Here is a 19,645-nt window from a genome sequence, read left to right as displayed (position 1 = left end):
AAATACTTATGCAAAGTAAAATTTTTTAAGTATATTTTACAATTTTGTCTTATAATATAATCAGAAAAACAATTTTTGTCTTTCGAAACGATAAATAATGTTATTGAAAAGGAGAAATAATGAAAGCAGCTGTATGGCATGGTGTAAAGGATGTTCGTGTGGAGGAAGTGGAACTCAAGCCCACGAAGTCTAACGAAGTTGTGGTTCGTGTTGCTTATGCGGGTATTTGTGGTAGCGATTTACATGAATACCTTGAAGGGCCAGTTTTTATTCCAGTAGAACAGCCAGATTCTTTGACTGGTGGTCAGGCACCATTGACAATGGGACATGAATTTTCAGGTGTAATTGAAAAAGTTGGTTCAGATGTTACGAAGTTTAAAGTAGGAGACCATGTTTCTATAAATCCTACTGTAACAAAAGGCATTTCGCCTGATGATTTAGATGTTTATGATGGATACAGTTTTATTGGATTGAGCACAGATGGTGGTTTCACTTCTCAGGTAAATGTGCCAGAAGATAATTTGTATCAATTACCAGAAGAATTTCCATTGAAGTTGGCTGCAACTATTGAACCTACCGCTGTTGCTGTGCAAGCAGTCAAGGAGGCAGACCTTCGTTTTGGTCAAAAAGTAGTTATTTTTGGTGCTGGACCAATTGGTGTTTTGGTTGCTGCTGCTGCTAAGGCTGCAGGTGCAACCAAGATTGTAGCAGTTGATTTGTCAGAAGTACGCTTGAATAAAGCACTTGAAATGGGTGCAACAGATATTATCAATCCAAGTCAAGTACCTGACACTATTGCAGCAATCAAAGATATTATTCCTGGTGGTGCTGATGCGTCATTTGAGGTTGCAGGAGTTCAACCAACATTTGAGCAAGCTATAGATGCAACACGCCCACGCGGTAACGTTGTTATTGTTTCTATTTTTGCTCGACCAATTAGTTTTAACCCAATGCAGCTAATGAATGCTGGTGTTAAATTGACAACGACAATTGCTTATTCAAAAGAAACATTCCAACAAACTGTTGATCTAGTTAGCAGTGGACAAATTGCTGTTGAACCAGTAATTACAGATGTTATATCTCTAGATAACATTGTTTCCGATGGATTTGAATCATTGACTACTGATAAGTCGCAGGCAAAAATCCTAATCGATTTGAACAAAGAAAAGTAAACTTGTTGCAAAAAGCACGCTATTAGTAGCGTGCTTTTTTATTGTAATTTACACATTTAAAAAATTAATATATAATGAAAATATTGATAAGATAACAGTGCTATTGAGATTAAAATATTAGCATTTTCAAAGTGAAATTAATACCATTGCTAGGCTTATCATGGGTAAAAAACACCTCTTCTAGATTGTTTAACAGGTATCAAATCTAAAAGAACAAATTCTAGATGAAATATATTGTGTTTAGTATAATTATCTGGTGTTGAGAGACAAATTTTGTATTAAAGTACAGGGAATTTATACGTAACAAAGAACTCTATCCTTAATGATACTGATAGGCATAAGCAATATTAAATAAATATAATTTTTGTATCTATATTAACCATATAATTACTGATGTGTTATACTTAATAACCAATAAATTTGTATCAATGAACAAACTGGGTGCGTGTGATTAATCAACAAATTAATTAGAAAAGTAAGGGCCTTTATTATGAAACGAACCATTCACACAAAACAATTGGCAATATTATCTGTTATTATTGCTTTTAATGTGGCATTATCTTATGTTATTAAAATCCCTGTGCCTGCAACTAATGGCTTTGTTAATTTGGTAGAAGCAGGTATATTTTTAGCGGCCATTCTTGGCGGAGCACGCAGTGGTTTAATCGTCGGTGGGTTAAGTGGACTATTGCTCGATTTGTTAGCTGGGTATCCACAATGGATGATATTTTCTTTAGTGATTCATGGGTTAGAAGGCTTAATCGTTGGTTATTTTGGATATCAAAGACGACCAATTAGTCAAGCTGTTGGTTTGATTATAGGTTCGATAATTATGATTATTGGTTATGTATTGGCAGGTGCATTTTTATATAACTGGACAGCAGGATTTGCATCGATCATTGGTAATGTTGCACAATCCGTGATGGGGCTGATTGTTGCGATTATTTTAGTACCAGTATTTAAAAATGTGCCACAAGTAGATTTAAAAATATAAAATAAAAAACACATGGATGTAAGGTAACTTCCATGTGTTTTTTTATTTGACAAAAGGGAATGATAAGTTTATCATTGAAAGCGTTTACAGGGTTGGTTAATCGGTACACCAAAAAAGTGAGGAAACTATGGAAAATATGCATGAGTTATTTAATTTATCAGATCGCGTCGCATTAGTTACGGGTGGGGCTTCAGGATTAGGAAAATATTATGCTCAGGGTTTGCTTAATGCTGGAGCTAATGTTTTTGTGGTTAGTCGCAGCGAGAAAGGCTGGGATGAACTAAGTCAATTCGCTAAAGGTTGTCATCGAACGGTCAAGTTTCTTAGTATTGATATTACAGAAAAAAATGCTGCAAAAAAAATTATTACAGCATGTATCGATGCTTTTGAACGATTAGACATATTAGTCAATAATGCTGGTATTCAAATTAGAAATAACATTTTAGACTATAGAGATGAAGATTGGCGTAAAGTAATTGATCTTAATCTGAATGCTTTATATTTTTTGTCACATGAAGCAGCAAAGGTAATGACCGAACAAAGGTCAGGGAAAATAATTAACATTGGTTCTATGCAGTCTTTTAGAGCAGGAAAGTTTATTTTTCCTTATGCCGCAAGCAAGCATGCAGTTGTAGGACTCACTAAGGCTTATGCGGATGCTTTAGCACCATATAATATTCAGGTCAATGCTCTTGCACCAGGTTATATTGATACCGAAATGACAAAAGCATTGCAAAATGATTCAGTAAGAAATACTGAAATTTTGAATCACATTCCAGCAGGGCATTGGGCTAAACCATCTGAGCTAATAGGAACAATCATCTATTTGGCCAGTGATGCATCGAACTATGTCACTGGAGCGACGATTCCTGTAGATGGTGGTTATCTGTTGAGATGAGTGAGAAGGAGGGTTAATCATGCCACTATTAACAGTTTTAATTGGTGTTATTTTACTCGTTTTTTTAATTACACAACTAAAATTAAATACATTTTTATCGTTAGTCATTACAGCATTTGTTGTTGGATTGATTTTGGGTATTCCTGTTTCAAAAATTTCAACAAGTATTGAAACCGGAATCGGTGGTCAATTAGGACATTTAGCCATTATTTTTGGATTCGGTTCAATGCTTGGAAAATTGATTTCCGATTCAGGTGGCGGATTTCGAATTGCACATCAACTCATTACCATTTTTGGAAAGAAGAGAATACAAATTGCGGTAATTATCACTTCGTTTATTATTGGCTTAGCTTTGTTTTTTGAAGTTGGGTTGGTCGTGTTATTGCCAATTATCTTTGTTATCGCTCGAGAAGTTGATTTGCCACTTCTATACTTAGGAATTCCTATGGCAGCGACATTGAATGTTGCTCATGGATTCCTACCACCACATCCAGCACCAACTGCTGTTTCTGAAGTTCTCAATGCGCCACTTGGTCATGTTTTGTTAATTGGTATTTTGGTTTCTATTCCAACAATTATTATTTCTGGTCCAGTATTCAATTACTTTTTGCATAAAATTTATCCGAAAGTTTATAAGAAAGATATCAATATTTCTGTTTTAGGTGAGTATAAGGAATTCGATTTGAAAGATACGCCTAAATTTGGAATTAGTGTCTTAACGGCTTTACTACCAGTTATTTTAATTAGTATTGCAACTATTTTGTCATTTGTTTTATCGAGTAAGACAATTATTTATCAGATTATAACTTTTATTGGTGCACCAGATGTTGCAATGTTAATATCATTAATTGTAGCAATTTTTACGATGGGGATTTTCCGTGGACTTAACATTAAAGAAATTGGCGACGCAATGTCTGATTCAGTTAAACAAATTGCTATGATGCTATTGATTATAGGTGGTGGCGGTGCCTTTAAGCAGGTGTTGGTTGATGGTGGCGTTTCAAAATATATTGGTCAATTATTTGGACAAACAAGTTTATCACCAATTATTGTGGCATGGCTCATAGCGGCGCTCTTACGCGTCAGTTTAGGTTCCTCGACCGTTGCATCCATCACGGCGGCAAGTTTGGTTACTTCAGTAGTTGCTAATTCTACTGTTAATCCCGTACTGGTTGTTTTGGCCATAGGGGCCGGAAGTATATTTGCAGATCATGTTAATGATGCTGGATTTTGGATGATTAAGGAGTATTTTGGTCTAACATTAAAAGAAACTTTCTTATCCTGGACAACTTTAACTTGTGTCATTTCAATTTCTGGGTTATTGTCAATTTTACTTGTGTCAAATTTTGTTTAAAGGTGTAAAATAATAAGTGTGATCAATTAGTCACAATATAATGGTCATACTCTCGCTGCAATGTTGTTTCAAATATTAGATAGAAAGTAGGTAACAGAAAATGAAACAAGCAGATTTTGGAGTTGTTGGGCTTGCAGTTATGGGACGTAACTTAGCATTAAACATAGAGTCTCGTGGTTATACCGTAGCAGTTTATAATCGTTCGAGTGCAAGAACTGATGACTTGGTTAAGAAGCATGCTGATAAAAAGTTTGTGCCGAATTACACAACAGAAGAGTTTGTTCAGTCAGTTAAGAAACCACGTCGAATTTTATTAATGGTCAAAGCTGGTAAGGGAACAGATGCTGTTATTGAGGAATTATTACCTAATTTAGAAAAAGGTGATATGTTGATTGATGGTGGTAATACTTACTTTGAAGATACCATGCGTCGTTCTGAAAAACTAGCCCAAGAAGGTATCAACTTTATTGGAATGGGTGTTTCAGGCGGTGAGTTGGGTGCACTCAAAGGGCCCTCGTTGATGCCAGGTGGACAACGAGAAGCATATGACTTAGTGGAACCAATTTTGACACAAATTGCTGCCAAAGCTCCAGAAGATGGTAAGCCAACGGTTACATATATCGGGCCTAATGGTGCTGGTCACTATGTCAAGATGGTACACAATGGCATTGAATATGGTGACATGCAATTAATTGCTGAGTCATATGATATTTTGAAGCGTGTCCTGAAGTTAGACCAAGAACAGCTATCTCAAACATTTTCTGAGTGGAACGAGGGTGAGCTTAATTCTTATTTAATTGAAATTACGGCTGATATACTTACTCGTCAGGATGACTTAGGAAGTAATAAACCAATTGTTGATGTCATCTTAGACCGTGCTGGAAATAAAGGGACTGGTAAGTGGTCTTCTCAATCAGCATTGGAAGTGGGTGCGCCACAATCATTAATCACTGAATCTGTTTACGCTCGATATATTTCAGCAATGAAAGATGATCGTCTTACTGCTTCAAAAATATTGCATGGTCCTGATTATGCATTTTCTGGTGATATTCAAAGTGTCAGCGAGGACATACGTAAGGCATTATACTTTGGAAAAATTATGTCATATGCACAAGGATTTGATCAATTGCGTATGGCATCAAATCATTATGATTGGCATTTGCCTTTTGGGGAGTTAGCACAGTTGTGGCGAGCTGGTGCAATTATCCGTGCACAATTCTTGCAACGTATCACAGATGCTTACACAAATCAAAGTGATCTTCATAATTTATTACTAGATCCTTATTTCCAAAAAATTGCCGAAGATTATCAAAATGCGGCTCGACGGGTTGTTGCCTTATCTGTAACAGCTGGTGTACCAACACCATCTCTGTCGGCTGCTGTCGCATACTACGATTCATATCGTTCATCTGTTTTGCCAGCTAATCTCACACAAGCACAACGTGATTACTTTGGTGCACATACCTATGAACGTACAGACAAACCTTCTGGTGAAATGTATCACTACTCTTGGTATGATGAAGCTTAATATACAGGAAAAGTCGTCTTTGACGGCTTTTTTATTATAATGAAATATTGTAAATACATGTTATAATTAGGACACCACTTAGTATGATTTTGGGGAAAGAATATTAGGTTTATAAAATATTTAGATTTTGTCTTGGGGGTACGGGTTGTTGACTGAAAATAACAAAAAAATTTTTAGCCTGTTGCTTTATTTGTTGTTTATAATTACTATCTGGCTTATTTATTTTTTAGTCAGTTTAGTTATTTTGTGCTTTTTCTTTACTTTTGTTAAATCTTTGTTCACTTCGATAATTCTCTCAAGTTTTTTAACAATATGTTTTGTTGTTATACAAACTAGTTTTAAGTTGTTATCAAATATTAATCATAAGCAAAATAAATAATTGTCCTTACAATAGCAATTGATACAGCCGAATAGAGTTTAACGGATCAAGGTGAAGAGCTTGATCTTTTATTTTACTTTGTTTTAAGCAAGAGCAAAATTTTTCCGCAACAATACGGAAATTAATCAAATGGAAATGTAAGCGCTTACTTGATAGAATATAGGTACTTAAAGGAGGAATAAATATGTCTACTAGTTTACCGAATAATTTTCTTTGGGGTGGTGCTGTTGCTGCTCATCAATTAGAAGGTGCGTGGAAAGAAGATGATAAAGGTGTTAGTGTGGCTGATGTGATGACTGTTGGTGGTCCAAATAAGGAACGCACTATTACTGATGGTGTTGTTCCGGGAGAATATTATCCAAACCATGAAGCAATAGATTTTTATCACCGTTACAAAGAAGATATTGCCTTATTTAAAGAAATGGGTTTTAAGTGTTTTCGCACATCGATTGCTTGGACGCGTATTTATCCTACAGGAGAAGAAAGTGAACCAAATGAAGCTGGGTTAAAGTTTTATGATGATTTGTTTGATGAACTTATCAGAAATGGTATTGAGCCAGTAATTACACTATCACACTTTGAATTACCTTATCATCTGGTTACTGAATATGGTGGTTTTAGAAATCGTAAGGTCATTGATTTATTTGTTAAATTTGCCACTACTTGCCTGAATCGGTACAAAGATAAGGTTAAATATTGGATGACATTTAATGAAATTAATAATCAGGCTAATTATGATAACGACTTTTTAGTATTTACGAATTCGGGCCTTCATTTTCAATCAGAAGAAAATCGCGAAGAGGGTATGTATCAAGCGGCACATAATGAACTAGTGGCAAGTGCTCGTATTGTGAAAATTGGACATGAAATTAATCCTGATTTTGAAATTGGCTGCATGATTGCAATGGGACCAATATATCCTGCATCAATGAATCCAGATGACGTTTTGTCAGCTCAGAAAGCTATGGAAAAAAACTATTTCTTTGCGGATGTTCATGTCCATGGTGAATATCCAGAATTTCTAACTAAATATTGGTCTCGCAAAGGATTTAACATTGAAATCACTGAACAAGATTTACAAGATTTGAAATTGGGCACGGTTGATTACATCGGTTTTAGTTACTACATGTCTCATGCTATTTCTAAAAAAGAAGGTTATTCATTCGATAATATGACACCGAAAAATAGTCAAGTAAGAAATAGCTACTTAGAGGCGAGTGATTGGGGATGGCAAATTGATCCTAAGGGACTAAGATACGCACTAAATTGGTTTACCGACAAATATCATTTACCATTGTTTATTGTGGAAAATGGATTTGGTGCCTATGATAAGCGTGACGCTGATGGACAAATACATGACGCTTATCGTATTGACTATTTGCGAGAACATATTCGTCAAATGAAATTAGCAATGACTGAAGATGGTGTTGATTTGATGGGATATACTCCTTGGGGTTGCATTGATTTGGTATCAGCGGGTACTGGTGAAATGGAAAAACGTTATGGTTTCATTTATGTTGATAAAAATAATCAAGGCGAAGGTTCGTTGGAGCGAAGTAAAAAAGACTCGTTTTATTGGTTTAAAGATGTGATTGCGTCTAACGGTGAAAATCTTAATTAAGAAGGAGAAACACCATGAAAAAAGCGTTGATTATCTGTGCAGCAGGTATGTCATCATCAATGATGGCTAAAAAGACAACAGATTATTTTAAAAATAAAGATATAGACATTGAAGTGGATGCTATTACTGCAACTGAAGGAGAAGAAGCTATTCGTAGTCGCAATTTTGACTTATATTTAATTAGCCCACAAACAACAATGTATCTTGATGGATTTAAGAAAATTGGGGAAGAAGTAGGACGACCAGTAGTTTCTATTCCATTTAAGGCTTACATTCCGATTCCAACAGGAATTGAAGGTATGGCGAATTTAGTTCAGGACAATATTTAAAAGTTGCTGAGATTGAGGTGCTGTGAGGTTAGATAATGAAACAAAAAGAGCAAGATTTACTTATTTATTTAGCGGACAATCCAGATCGTTTTGTGACTAGTAAAGAATTATCTACCATTTTGTCATTAACACCTAGATCTATTCGTAGTTATATTAAAGTGTTAAAAGAACAATTAGAAAATCAAGGTGCCAGGATTGAATCGAAGCCTAGTGTAGGATATCGATTACAAATCTTGCATCCAGTGACGTTTGATTTGTTTTTGAATAAACATTGTTCATTACTACAAGAACATACAAATAAAGATCATAGTAGTAATATAGCTGATCGTCAAAAGTATATATTGAACAAGCTGATCATTGAAAATAAAAAAATTAGAGTTGATGATTTAGCTGATCGATTATTTGTGACAAGATCGTCTCTATCTAAGGACTTGGCAGTAATTCGAAAAGAATTACTACCATACAGAATTACCATCGAAAGCAAGGCTAATACAGGTATTTTCATTAGCGGGTTAGAGCGTGATCGACGTCATTTTATTTTAGATTACTTTTTTAGTCATAGTGAGCATTCTTTACAACATTACATGAAGAATAAATCATTTTTCAAAACAATAAGTTTTGATCAACTGACTATTATCGTCCTTGACGAGTGTCGTGAATCAGGTATTTATCTCACTGATTTTACAATACAAAATATTGTTTTATATATTGCCTTAAGTATTGAACGCCTAGATAGTGGTTTTATCTTGCAACCAGTAGTATTGAACACTAGTTATGAACAGCGTACCTTTTACGAGGTATCTGAAAAAATATTTACTCGTATTGAAAATAGCCTAGATGTTAAAGTTCCTGAGAGTGAAGTTGCTTATTTAACAATTCAACTATTAGCGCACGGTAAAACTGGCAAACTAACAGACGATGGCACTCTACAACATGAAGTTGAACATGTATTAGAACAAATTGAATTAGAAAGTGCCTATCCTGTTAGTAAAGATTACGATCTTGAAAAAAATTTGATAGAGCATCTGAAGCCCATGATTGTGCGCCTTGAAAATGGTATTCAATTAAAAAATCCATTGTTAAAGGAGATAAAAACAAACTATTCAAACTATTTTACAGATACCAAACGGTATATTAAATGGTCTTCGTATCTATCTCAATTTGATATTAATGATGATGAAATTGCATATTTGGTGCTTCATTTACTGGCCACAGTGGAAAAGTATAAAAACCTTAACAAACCTAGAACCCTAATTATTTGTGCAACAGGTTATGGTTCTGCGCAGTTACTAAATAATCGTCTTGAAAAGGAATTCAGTAAGTACTTAAATATTGTTGATATCAAGGGATATTATGAAATTGATGATAGTATTTTAAATAACATTGACTTAATCATTAGTACTATTGATCTTTCTACGCAGGTTTTTAAGGTTCCTGTGATTCAAGTGAGCGTATTTTTAACAGAGACAGACGTTCAGAAACTAAATCAATACCTAGATAATCAGCGAATGCATGCCAAACAGAAAAAATTCATCACCGATAGAGAAATTGATACTAAACCAACTTTTAACTATTTTGATCAATTTGCAAGTGACTCCAGATTTAAAATATGGCATACACCTACGAATAAAAATACGGTATTAAAAGAATTAATTGAAAAGATTAGTTCTGAAGAAACTCAAGATTTTCAGGATGAGTTACTGAAACAAATCAATCAAAGAGAGGCACTAAGTGCAATTACATTTAGTGATACTATTGTCGTACCACATCCAGCAATACCAATGAGCCATGTGCCTAAAATTGCTATTGGTATTACACCTAAAGGATTAAAATGGTCTGAAGAATATCCCAATATAAAGTTTGTTTTCTTATTATCACCATCTTATTGGAATAATAGAGGCCTTACCGAAACAACACAAGCAATTGTACGGTTAACAGAAGATGTAGAGAAGCAAAACGATTTAATTATATCAAAAAGTTTTTCAGAATTTAGAGATACGTTTTTATCAATGATAGAAGGAGGTACATCTGCATGAATTCAGAGGAAATTCAAGTAGTAGCATTTGAAATTATTTTGCATAGTGGTAATGCACGAACACTGGTTCACCAGGCATTTGATGAGATGCGAAAACGTAATTTTATTAAATCTAATGAAGATTTGAAAATATCAAATGATGAGTTATTACTGGCACATAAGGCTCAATCGCAATTATTAAAAGACTATGCTAGTGGCAATAAAATCGATATGGAAGTCATTTTAGTTCATGCACAAGATCATTTAATGACAACAATGACTTTGAGAGAGATGGCTATTGAGATGCAGCATCTTTATGAGGAGGTACAAAATATTGAAAACAGCAACGATACACAAACAGAAACAGATACTGGATGACGATAAGCAGTTACAAAGCGCAATAGAAAATAATCGTAAAGACATGAGTCTAAAAAGCATGCAGTATAATCGCTTTATGTTAATACGATATGTAACGGCTTTATTTTTATTTGTCAATTTGTATTGGGCTTTGATCATGAAAAATACGCCTATAGTTTTTTTACCGGTGGGGTTGATGGTCATTATTTCGTTAACAGTTATTGAACAAATTAAGTTATTCGGACAGCATACTAATCAACTGGTTTACTCCAAAATGTTTTTTAGGATACAGTTGTTAGTAAATATGTTATTAATAATTAGTACACCAACGTCACTATTTACACTATTATTTCGTTTTATCAATGACACCAAGAGCAATCGATTAATTTTATCAATTTTGCTCTTCATTGGATTAGTGATACTTATAATTGTTAATAAGAGAATAACTTTAATTGCAAGCAACAGTGATAAATATTATGTGAGATTATTAAAATATCAAGACGTTATTGGAGAGAAAAGGAGATGAAATAGTTATGGAAAATGGACCCTTGTTTAATTTTCTACAAAAAATACTATTGAAGCCCATGACTAAAGTTGCACAATATAGAATCGTGAGAGCAATCATGGCTGCTGGTATGGCTTCAATTCCATTTACAATTGTAGGATCAATGATATTAGTTTTGAATATATTGCCCACAGTATTTCCATTTTTGAATAATTTTTTTGATGCAACATTTTTCAAATTTAGTGATTTATACATGATTGCCAACACGGCAACAATGGGTATTCTAGCAGTTTACTTCAGTCTAGCAATCGGCTTTGAGCTTACCCGTATTATTCAAACAGAAGATAACTTGAAAGTTGCTCCATTAAATGGTGCGTTCTTATCATTATTCGCATTTTTCATGTGTTTGCCTGAATTAGTAATGAAAGGGGGTAAAATTGTTTTACTGAATAGCATTACCAAGGATGAAAAAGTTATTAATGGTTTCCGAATGACGAGTACTATTGATAGAATTGGAACTAGTGGCATTTTTACCGCTATTATCATGGCTATTTTGGCGGTATGGTTATACACATTCTGTGTTAAGCATAATTGGACGATTAAAATGCCTGAGGCCGTTCCAGAAGGAGTTTCACGCTCTTTTACAGCATTGATTCCAACATTTGTTATTGCTTTTGTTGTATTAGCAATCAACGGTGCATTGGTATTATTAGGCACAGATATTTTTAAAATGATCGCAATACCATTTAGCTTTGTTACTAGTATGACAAGTACTTGGATAGGTATAATGATAATTGAATTCCTCATTCATGCTTTATGGATTGTGGGTATTCATGGTGCTAACATTATATCGGCATTTATCACACCTATTTTTCTTGCTAATATGGTGGCTAATTCAAATGGAGCGAATATCCCATTTGCTGGTGAATTTAATAATTCATTTGCCATCTTAGGTGGATCAGGAGCAACATTAGGATTGTGCATATTCATTACATTATTAGCACGTTCAGAGCAACTTAAAGTCTTAGGAAGAGCATCGATTGTACCTTCATTTTTCAATATTAATGAACCATTGATTTTTGGATTACCGATTGTTTATAATCCTTATCTAGCTATTCCGTTTTTCTTGGCACCTATGGCTACAGCATCGGTTGCGTATGCTGCGATTCATTTTCATATCATTCGCCCCATCGTTATCCAAGCACCTTGGCCATCGCCAGCAGGGATTGGTGCTTTCATTAGTACGGTGGATTGGAAAGCAGCCGTTCTTGCTATCGGTTGTGTCGTTATCGCATTCATCATTTATCTACCTTTTATAAAAATATACGATACTAAATTGTATAATGACGAACAGGGGAAAACGCAAGCACAAAGTTAAAGATAAATTGAAAATATTGGACTACAGGACTATTGCTATACTGGTATTTTTGTTACATTAAAGTATTTTAAAACGACTAGTTAATTTATAGGTTACTTTAAACAACTTCTTGTTTTTTAGTTTCTAAATGTACTATAGTTATGATAGTAAGTAAAATGAAAGTGAGGAATATCATAATGCAAGTAACAATTTTTGGCAAAGGAAATATGGGTCAGGCGATTGGTCAAAATTTTGATAAGGCTGGAAATGATGTCAATTATATTACTTCATCTAGTAAAGCCACTCATATAGGTGACTTAGTTGTTTTGGCAGTTCCGTATTCTGCTTTGGAGAATATTGCTGAAGAATATAAGGAATTATTCAAAGGTAAGGTTGTCGTTGATATTACGAATCCTTTGAATTTTAAAACTTGGAGTGAACTTGTTGTTCCGGCAGATAGTTCAGCAGCAGAAGAACTACAGGAAAAACTTTCTGATGCTATTGTTTTAAAAGCTTTTAACACTAACTTTGCTGCAACCTTACAAACTGGAAGAGTGGGTAATCAAACAACAACGGTTCTTGTTGCTGGCGCTGATGAAGGAAAAAAGTTATTGACAGAAGCTTTAGCAGGCAGTTCATTAAATGTTTTGAATGCTGGTCCTTTAAAACGAGCTCGTGAATTAGAGGCGACAGGATTCTTACAAATGAGTTTGGCAGCTAGTGAACAAATTGGTTGGACCGGCGGATTCGCTGTTATTGAATAGCATTCGCAAAAAGTAGTAACTATTCTTGTATAGTTACTACTTTTTTTGTTTTTAATTTTAGAATAATCACAAAAATAGCGGTATTAGCAATTAACAAAGTAGTATCTAATTGACTACGTGTGGATTTTTGCAAAATAAATGATGCTGCTATCTCGCATATTATATTCTTGCCAGCTTTTATAAGATTCAAACCTCTAGTATTTTTAATCAACAATAAAATAATCGATAATGCGACTATTTAATGGTTGAATATCGCGATAATTATTTGGATAATGCTCGTGGAGAGTATTCACATCTGTATTACTGACGTCAATTGCGTTTTCTAAGATAATCCAACGAATGTTTTCGCCTAATGGAGGTGTAGTTAAGGTACCTAAATAGCTAAAATAGTTTGATTTTTCTGGTAGTAAATGATTCAAAAATGACATGTCTGTTTGTTCATTGAATAATGCTGCAATATTTATTTCTGAACTTGGATTGACATTACCGAAGAGCGCAACCACTAAAATTTTTTCTTCATAATGAAAAACAAAATGCATTTCCATGTCATGACGAAGACCATCAATTAAATGTTCAGCACCATCATGAAAATGAAAACGTTCTAGTTGCCATAATTTATCTTCAAATAGCATAGATCCTTGAAGCAAAAATTGTTCACCAACAGGGCGATCTTCATATAATATTGGGCTATCAAAATTAATTTTTATTGCTTGATGTTTTTTATTTGAAGTTTCGGATTTTTTGATTTTAATGGGTGATTGATAAGGTGTTTGGGAATCAATACCCCAATATTGTTGTTGATTGTAATCTAAATGTTCCATTTTTGCTCTCTCAGTAATTATTTTTTTTTAAAATTAAACAAAACCATCATATAAATTTTTTTCTTTACAAGCAAATAATATGCTCACTACTATTTAGAGATATTATGAATCATCGAAAAATTTAGTAAACTTGGACAAATTCTTGCAATCAATTTAATTGTTGTATATAATTCATTATATTGAATTTAATTTAATAAAATGAACAGAAGGATACTTATGATTGGAAAATTAGTCGGTGAAAACTTAAAAAAAGTCCGCGTAGAAAGAAATTTAACACTAGATAACGTGGCAGAAGCAACAAATGTTAGTAAGCCAACATTACATAATATTGAAGTTGGTAAAAGTTCACCTTCAATTGATAATCTTTGGAAAATATCTAATGGTTTAGGAATTCCTATAAATTATTTTTTTTCAAAAAGCTCTGTTGACTTTGAATTGATTACAGATGGTCAATTACAGACCATTGATACTGAAAATCAGAAAGTACGAATTCAAACGACCTTCAGCTCATCTGTAAATGATAATTTTGAAACTTTTAAAATTTCACTAAAAAATCAGTCTAAAAGAAAAGCATCGCCACACATTAATAATACTATTGAGATGCTAATTGTTACTGAAGGGCAATTAACAGTTATTATTGATCATGTAAAATATCAAATCAAAGCTGGAGAATTAGCTAAGTTTAATGCACAGGTGGAGCATCAGTATGTGAATAGTACAGAAAAAGATTGTACATTTTATTGCATTATGCTGTATAAAAACAACTTGTAAAGTGAGGGTGTTATCTTGTTTCATAAACTATTGAAAAAGCCTAGCTTCATTGGCATTTTATCAGCTTTTTTCTTTTCCCTAACTTTTGTTCTTAATGAATTAATGTCGACTAGTAGTGGTATATGGATTTGGTCAGCTATTTTAAGATATCTATGGATGATGCCGTTATTGTTAATCATGAGTGTATTATTTAAGGGAAGTATTGCTATTAAACATGTTATACAAGTTATTAACAGCAATAAAGTTCACTGGTTCATTGGCAGTCATTTATGTTTTGTGTTATTTTACATACCACTATGTTTTGCAAATGATGTGTTTCCTGGTTGGCTAACAGCCAGTGTCTGGCAAATTACTATTGTATTAGGTGTGTTAATTGCACCTGTTATTAGTACGAAGAACAGTACTATGTCACGGCAGAGAATACCTTTGTCAATTTTACCGTGGCTACTGTTGATATTAATTGGTGTTGCGTTAACTGTTGCTAATTACTTTTTTCGTTCAGGGAGTATCGCACATTTTGGAGTAGCTTTGTTAATGATGGTGATTGCTGCAATCAGTTATCCAGTAGGGAATCGTATAGTAATGCCAGTAAGTTTTATATTGAATGGTTTTGAACGTTTATTTGGTATGCTAGTGTGCACATATCCAACTTGGTTAGGTTTGTCGGTGGTAGTTTATGTTAGAAATGGGGGGCCCTCCCTTAGTCAAGTTCAAAACACATTGCTGGTTGGTCTGTTTTCTGGTGTTATTGCTACCGGTTTATTTTTTCATGCAACTTCATTAGTGATGAATAATATGCAACAGCTAGCAAATGTTGAGTCAACGCAGGCAATGGAAATAGTATTTTCAATTGTATTGGGTATTATTATTTTAGGACATAAAATGCCAAACGTAGTGACCTTACTTGGTGTATTTATTATTATGTTAGGTATTTATAGAGGTAATAAGAATCGACTTTGAACGTAATCACATTAATCAAAGTTACCAATGACGCGTAGAACCTATGTTTTATTTGTTATTTAATTCAACATAGTACGAATGTAATTTGTGGCTTATTTTAAATAAGCATGATACAATACAGTTGTATTGAGAATTATCAACTAGCTGTGTCAGCCAAGAAGCGGCCAGTTGATAGTTCATCAATTCAAAAATAAAGAATGTTACGACGCACTTATTTCAACTGTAGGTTTTAAACGCGCCTTTTTTGCGTGCACGAAAGTTTTGGCTGAGAACAATTCAATTTTTAAAAATTACACTCGATTTTAATGCGACGAACATTAGGAGAGTATTTATGATTAAAGTCCGCGACATGACGGTTGTCTATGATAGACAACCAATTTTCACGAACCTATCAGTTCAATTTGAGCCTAATGCAATTACTGGCATTATTGGTCCAAACGGCGCAGGAAAATCAACTATGATTAAGGGCATTTTGGGTTTGATCAATAAGCAAAACGGTATTGTGACAATGCATGGTAAGCCAATTGAACAGCAATTGAAAAAAATAGCCTACGTTGAACAACGGGCTAATTTAGACTTGAGTTTTCCGATCAATGTTTTTGACACAGTTCTCACAGGAACTTATCCTAATTTGGGCTTATTTAATATTCCTGATATAAAAGAAAAAAAATTAGTGACGAAAGCATTATCTGATGTTAAGTTATCAGAATTTAGTCAACGGCAAATTGGCGAATTGTCTGGTGGCCAATTACAACGTGTCTTTGTGGCACGCGCAATTGTTCAAAATGCTGATGTGATTATTTTAGATGAACCTTTTGTGGGCATTGACATGAAGTCAGAAGCCGATATTATGAGAATATTAAAGCAATGGCGTGACATGGGCAAAACAATTATTGTTGTTCATCATGATTTGAATAAAGTTACAACATATTTTGATAAATTGGTAATTGTTAATAGAGGGATCGCTGCTTATGGGGCAACGTCAGCAGTTTTTACAAAAGAAAATATCACCTCCGCATTTAGTGGCGATCTATCGTCTATTTTGTTTGAAAATGAGGAGGAGAATCATGTATAGTATTCAGCTATTTATCGAAGGTTTATCGAACTATAATTTTTTACAAACTGCCTTAATAACTTCTATATTGGTCGGTATTATGTCAGGTATTATTGGTTCATTTATTATACTTCGCGGCATGTCTTTAATGGGGGATGCAATATCACATGCGGTTTTGCCAGGCGTTGCAGTAGCTTATATGTTGGGATTTAACTTATTACTGGGTGCTTCTATTTTTGGTATTTTAGCTGCATTGTTAATAGGGGTTGTGACATTAAAATCTAAATTGAAAAATGATACTGCTATAGGCATTGTTTTCTCATCTTTTTTTGCACTAGGATTTATTTTAATTTCATTAGCTGAATCGACGACGAATTTGCACCACATTTTATTCGGAAATGTTTTAGCAGTCTCAGATAGTGATTTAATAACTACGGCGATAGTATTTTCAATTGTACTAGTGTTTGTTGTTACTTTTTATAAAGAATTACTCATTACGTCGTTTGACAATACATTTGCTAAAGCTTATGGACTTAAAACACAAATCATGCACTATGCTTTAATGCTTGTTTTGACACTTGTCACTGTTACAGCACTTCAAACTGTTGGCATTATTTTGATTGTTGCTATGCTTATTACTCCAGCTGCGACCGCTTATTTACTAACCAACCGGATGTCACACATGATGATTGTGGCGGCAATCTTTTCAGTAATTTCATCTGTTGTTGGTTTATATCTTAGTTTTACATTTAATTGGGCTTCAGGTCCAGCAATTGTGTTGACTGCAGCAATTTTCTTTGCATTTGCTTTCATTTTTTCGCCAAAGCAAAACATTATTTTTAAAAATAAATCTTGATCCTAAAGTAAACGAGTTTTACAAAAAGACTTATCAAAGTCAGCGTATGTTACGTAGAATATAGCGGAGAAATTGAATATGATCAAACGTTTAAGTAGTACTATTGTGATTGTTGTAATTGTCTTAGGAGGTGTCTTTTGGTTTGTTAACAGTGGTCAAGGTGGTAAAACTAGTCAACACGATAAATTGCAGATTGTAGCAACTAATTCAATTATTGGTAATATGGTTGAAGAGGTTGGTGGTGATAAGGTTAATTTACATACTATTGTTCCACGTGGTACAGATCCTCATGAATATGAACCTAAACCACAAGATGTGGTAGCATCTCAAGAAGCTGATATATTATTCCACAATGGGCTTAACCTGGAGACGGGTGGATCTGGTTGGTTTAAAAAAATGTACAAAAATGCTGGAAAACAGATAGATCAACAAGTCTTTTCAGTTTCTAAGGGGGTAGTCGCTAAACGACTAACTGATAAAGGTAAAGAAAATGAATTAGATCCACATGCTTGGCTAGATTTACAAAATGGTATTAAATACGTTAAAAATATAGAGAAAGTATTGATTGCTAAGGATCCTGAAAATGCTACGACTTATAAAAAGCGTACAGCAGAGTATGTTAAAAAATTATCTGTGTTAGATCAAAGTGCAAAAACAAAATTTGACAGTATACCCGAAGATAAGAAATTATTAGTTACATCTGAAGGGGCTTTTAAATATTTTTCTGCTGCTTATGGCATTACTCCAGCATTTATTTGGGAAATCAATACTGAGTCACAGGGAACACCAGAACAAATGAGACAAGTGTTAACAAAAATAGATGCTACTAATGTACCTGTATTGTTTCTGGAAAGTTCGGTTTCACCAAAAACGATGGAAAAGCTTTCAAAAGAAACCGGTTTACCAATCTATTCAAAAATATATACAGATTCTTTAGCTAAAAAAGGACAAAATGCAGACACATACTACGGTATGATGAAATGGAATTTGGATAAAATTTCAGCGGGGTTATCTCAATAAAATTGATTTAAACAAAAAGTTCAGTAATTTGGTAAAACTACTGAACTTTTTTAATTTGTTTAGTAAACTTTACTTTTCAGCAAGATCAATGGCATCTCGAAGCTTTAAAACGTCTGCTTGGTGATTTTTAAAATCTTCATTATGAATAGGTAATGTAATATTTAATTCCTCAAAAAAATCAACTCTACCAATCATTTCATGAACCGAAAAATCAAGAACATGTCCACCAATTAAATAGTTATCGCTAAGAAAATGCAGATGCCAACCGTTCGCCATAATACCACTGTAAAGTTCTGGTCCAAAATCCCCAACTAATGTACCACTAACATTTTTATATTCAAATTCTGGCTGATTTCGTGTTACTTCAATAAAAGGTGGATAAGGCTTTTTTTGTTTTGGTGCAACACGAACTTTGAGTTTTGAAAAATCTCCTTTTATTTGTATACTAGCTGGTAAGTTATGCCAATTCTGCTTATTTTGAGATAATTGATTCAAACTATTAAAATCCAAAAATTTTTCCTGAAGAAAATAATATAGTTTTGATTGATCATGTATAGAAGTAAATGGTGTCGTTAAATCTAAATTTGTTATTTCGTGTGTTCTACCATCGGTATTTGTTTGGAAAATTCTATTGTTTAGTATGGTGACTTCACCATCTAGCTGATTCATTGTTCCTATACCGGTGGAACCATATTGCAATAGTGATGAAAACGTTGTTGTGCCATCATATAAGCCAGACATAATTAATTCCAAAGTACCGTGTTGATAAATTGTAGCCATAAAGCCTCCTTCTAATTTCGCTTTTCACTTACTAAAAGTAAACCACATGAAAATTTATTCAAGATTAAAAAAGACAATATAAATACTCTTATAATTTCACTTTGCTTTATG

19 protein-coding genes are annotated in these 19,645 nt (G+C 33.8%); 17 read left to right on the top strand and 2 right to left on the bottom strand.

All coding sequences use genetic code 11. The annotated features are described in order from the left end of the window. Window positions 1-119 precede the first annotated feature (119 nt). The 12 genes from ESZ47_RS02815 (at window position 120) to ESZ47_RS02760 (ending at window position 13,272) form a co-directional block, all read left to right on the top strand. Window positions 120-1,172 (top strand): 2,3-butanediol dehydrogenase, encoded by a 1,053-nt coding sequence (locus tag ESZ47_RS02815; protein ID WP_148604542.1) that lies wholly within the window; start codon window positions 120-122, stop codon window positions 1,170-1,172. Between the two features lie 490 nt (window positions 1,173-1,662). After that, a complete protein-coding gene (locus tag ESZ47_RS02810; protein WP_148604540.1) occupies window positions 1,663-2,166 on the top strand; it encodes an ECF transporter S component in 504 nt (167 codons plus the stop codon). 127 nt (window positions 2,167-2,293) lie between these two features. Further along, window positions 2,294-3,064: a glucose 1-dehydrogenase gene (locus ESZ47_RS02805; RefSeq protein ID WP_148604539.1), complete on the top strand. Its 771-nt coding sequence runs from the start codon at window positions 2,294-2,296 to the stop codon at window positions 3,062-3,064. Between the two features lie 19 nt (window positions 3,065-3,083). After that, window positions 3,084-4,418 carry a gluconate:H+ symporter gene (locus ESZ47_RS02800; RefSeq protein ID WP_148604537.1) on the top strand — a complete coding sequence of 445 codons (1,335 nt, stop codon included), beginning with the start codon at window positions 3,084-3,086 and terminating at the stop codon, window positions 4,416-4,418. 100 nt (window positions 4,419-4,518) lie between these two features. After that, entirely contained in the window at window positions 4,519-5,946 is a 1,428-nt protein-coding gene (gene gndA, locus ESZ47_RS02795; RefSeq protein WP_148604535.1) for an NADP-dependent phosphogluconate dehydrogenase, read from the top strand. Window positions 5,947-6,509: 563 nt separating this feature from the next. Next, entirely contained in the window at window positions 6,510-7,946 is a 1,437-nt protein-coding gene (locus ESZ47_RS02790) for a 6-phospho-beta-glucosidase (protein ID WP_148604533.1), read from the top strand. A 14-nt stretch (window positions 7,947-7,960) separates the two neighbouring features. After that, entirely contained in the window at window positions 7,961-8,275 is a 315-nt protein-coding gene (locus tag ESZ47_RS02785; RefSeq protein WP_148604531.1) for a PTS cellobiose transporter subunit IIB, read from the top strand. Window positions 8,276-8,310: 35 nt separating this feature from the next. Then, a complete protein-coding gene (locus ESZ47_RS02780) occupies window positions 8,311-10,311 on the top strand; it encodes a BglG family transcription antiterminator (protein WP_148604530.1) in 2,001 nt (666 codons plus the stop codon). Further along, window positions 10,308-10,667 (top strand): PTS cellobiose transporter subunit IIA, encoded by a 360-nt coding sequence (locus ESZ47_RS02775; protein WP_148604528.1) that lies wholly within the window; start codon window positions 10,308-10,310, stop codon window positions 10,665-10,667. Before ESZ47_RS02780 ends, ESZ47_RS02775 begins: the two co-directional genes overlap by 4 nt. After that, the gene (locus ESZ47_RS02770; RefSeq protein WP_148604526.1) at window positions 10,624-11,172 is read left to right on the top strand and encodes a sugar transporter; all 549 of its coding nucleotides are present in this window, start codon (window positions 10,624-10,626) and stop codon (window positions 11,170-11,172) included. Before ESZ47_RS02775 ends, ESZ47_RS02770 begins: the two co-directional genes overlap by 44 nt. 22 nt (window positions 11,173-11,194) lie before the next feature. After that, the gene (gene celB, locus ESZ47_RS02765; protein ID WP_208797474.1) at window positions 11,195-12,529 is read left to right on the top strand and encodes a PTS cellobiose transporter subunit IIC; all 1,335 of its coding nucleotides are present in this window, start codon (window positions 11,195-11,197) and stop codon (window positions 12,527-12,529) included. Between the two features lie 176 nt (window positions 12,530-12,705). Continuing rightward, window positions 12,706-13,272 carry an NADPH-dependent F420 reductase gene (locus ESZ47_RS02760; protein WP_148604523.1) on the top strand — a complete coding sequence of 189 codons (567 nt, stop codon included), beginning with the start codon at window positions 12,706-12,708 and terminating at the stop codon, window positions 13,270-13,272. A gap of 203 nt (window positions 13,273-13,475) precedes the next feature. Here ESZ47_RS02760 and ESZ47_RS02755 read toward each other — a convergent pair whose 3' ends face one another. Next, the gene (locus ESZ47_RS02755) at window positions 13,476-14,093 is read right to left on the bottom strand and encodes a carbonic anhydrase family protein (protein ID WP_148604521.1); all 618 of its coding nucleotides are present in this window, start codon (window positions 14,091-14,093) and stop codon (window positions 13,476-13,478) included. A gap of 216 nt (window positions 14,094-14,309) precedes the next feature. Between ESZ47_RS02755 and ESZ47_RS02750 the strand changes: the two genes are divergently transcribed. The 5 genes from ESZ47_RS02750 (at window position 14,310) to ESZ47_RS02730 (ending at window position 18,754) form a co-directional block, all read left to right on the top strand. Next, the gene (locus ESZ47_RS02750; protein WP_148604519.1) at window positions 14,310-14,864 is read left to right on the top strand and encodes a helix-turn-helix domain-containing protein; all 555 of its coding nucleotides are present in this window, start codon (window positions 14,310-14,312) and stop codon (window positions 14,862-14,864) included. Between the two features lie 15 nt (window positions 14,865-14,879). Continuing rightward, window positions 14,880-15,824 (top strand): multidrug resistance efflux transporter family protein, encoded by a 945-nt coding sequence (locus tag ESZ47_RS02745; protein WP_148604517.1) that lies wholly within the window; start codon window positions 14,880-14,882, stop codon window positions 15,822-15,824. Window positions 15,825-16,155: 331 nt separating this feature from the next. After that, a complete protein-coding gene (locus ESZ47_RS02740; RefSeq protein WP_148604516.1) occupies window positions 16,156-16,899 on the top strand; it encodes a metal ABC transporter ATP-binding protein in 744 nt (247 codons plus the stop codon). Then, window positions 16,892-17,734, top strand: coding sequence for a metal ABC transporter permease (locus tag ESZ47_RS02735; RefSeq protein WP_148604514.1), 843 nt, complete (start codon window positions 16,892-16,894; stop codon window positions 17,732-17,734). The genes ESZ47_RS02740 and ESZ47_RS02735 overlap by 8 nt, the downstream gene beginning before the upstream one ends. Before the next feature lie 81 nt (window positions 17,735-17,815). Further along, complete coding sequence (locus ESZ47_RS02730) at window positions 17,816-18,754, top strand: metal ABC transporter substrate-binding protein (RefSeq protein ID WP_208797473.1); 939 nt, start codon at window positions 17,816-17,818, stop codon at window positions 18,752-18,754. A 69-nt stretch (window positions 18,755-18,823) separates the two neighbouring features. On the opposite strand, the gene budA is transcribed toward ESZ47_RS02730, so the two are convergent. Continuing rightward, window positions 18,824-19,534 (bottom strand): acetolactate decarboxylase, encoded by a 711-nt coding sequence (gene budA / locus ESZ47_RS02725; RefSeq protein WP_148604510.1) that lies wholly within the window; start codon window positions 19,532-19,534, stop codon window positions 18,824-18,826. Window positions 19,535-19,645: the final 111 nt, after the last annotated feature.

The sequence above is a fragment of the Leuconostoc litchii genome, assembly GCF_008107645.1.
Lineage (GTDB): Bacteria > Bacillota > Bacilli > Lactobacillales > Lactobacillaceae > Leuconostoc > Leuconostoc litchii.
Note: the sequence above shows the minus strand (reverse complement) of the source record. Positions and strands in the feature narration are given on the sequence as shown.

Coding starts and splice junctions, on each gene's coding strand:
- ESZ47_RS02815 (WP_148604542.1), top strand. CDS start 120: ATGAAAGCAGCTGTATGGCATGGTGTAAAGGATGTTCGTGTGGAGGAA.
- ESZ47_RS02810 (WP_148604540.1), top strand. CDS start 1,663: ATGAAACGAACCATTCACACAAAACAATTGGCAATATTATCTGTTATT.
- ESZ47_RS02805 (WP_148604539.1), top strand. CDS start 2,294: ATGGAAAATATGCATGAGTTATTTAATTTATCAGATCGCGTCGCATTA.
- ESZ47_RS02800 (WP_148604537.1), top strand. CDS start 3,084: ATGCCACTATTAACAGTTTTAATTGGTGTTATTTTACTCGTTTTTTTA.
- gndA (WP_148604535.1), top strand. CDS start 4,519: ATGAAACAAGCAGATTTTGGAGTTGTTGGGCTTGCAGTTATGGGACGT.
- ESZ47_RS02790 (WP_148604533.1), top strand. CDS start 6,510: ATGTCTACTAGTTTACCGAATAATTTTCTTTGGGGTGGTGCTGTTGCT.
- ESZ47_RS02785 (WP_148604531.1), top strand. CDS start 7,961: ATGAAAAAAGCGTTGATTATCTGTGCAGCAGGTATGTCATCATCAATG.
- ESZ47_RS02780 (WP_148604530.1), top strand. CDS start 8,311: ATGAAACAAAAAGAGCAAGATTTACTTATTTATTTAGCGGACAATCCA.
- ESZ47_RS02775 (WP_148604528.1), top strand. CDS start 10,308: ATGAATTCAGAGGAAATTCAAGTAGTAGCATTTGAAATTATTTTGCAT.
- ESZ47_RS02760 (WP_148604523.1), top strand. CDS start 12,706: ATGCAAGTAACAATTTTTGGCAAAGGAAATATGGGTCAGGCGATTGGT.
- ESZ47_RS02755 (WP_148604521.1), bottom strand. CDS start 14,093: ATGGAACATTTAGATTACAATCAACAACAATATTGGGGTATTGATTCC.
- ESZ47_RS02750 (WP_148604519.1), top strand. CDS start 14,310: ATGATTGGAAAATTAGTCGGTGAAAACTTAAAAAAAGTCCGCGTAGAA.
- ESZ47_RS02740 (WP_148604516.1), top strand. CDS start 16,156: ATGATTAAAGTCCGCGACATGACGGTTGTCTATGATAGACAACCAATT.
- ESZ47_RS02735 (WP_148604514.1), top strand. CDS start 16,892: ATGTATAGTATTCAGCTATTTATCGAAGGTTTATCGAACTATAATTTT.
- budA (WP_148604510.1), bottom strand. CDS start 19,534: ATGGCTACAATTTATCAACACGGTACTTTGGAATTAATTATGTCTGGC.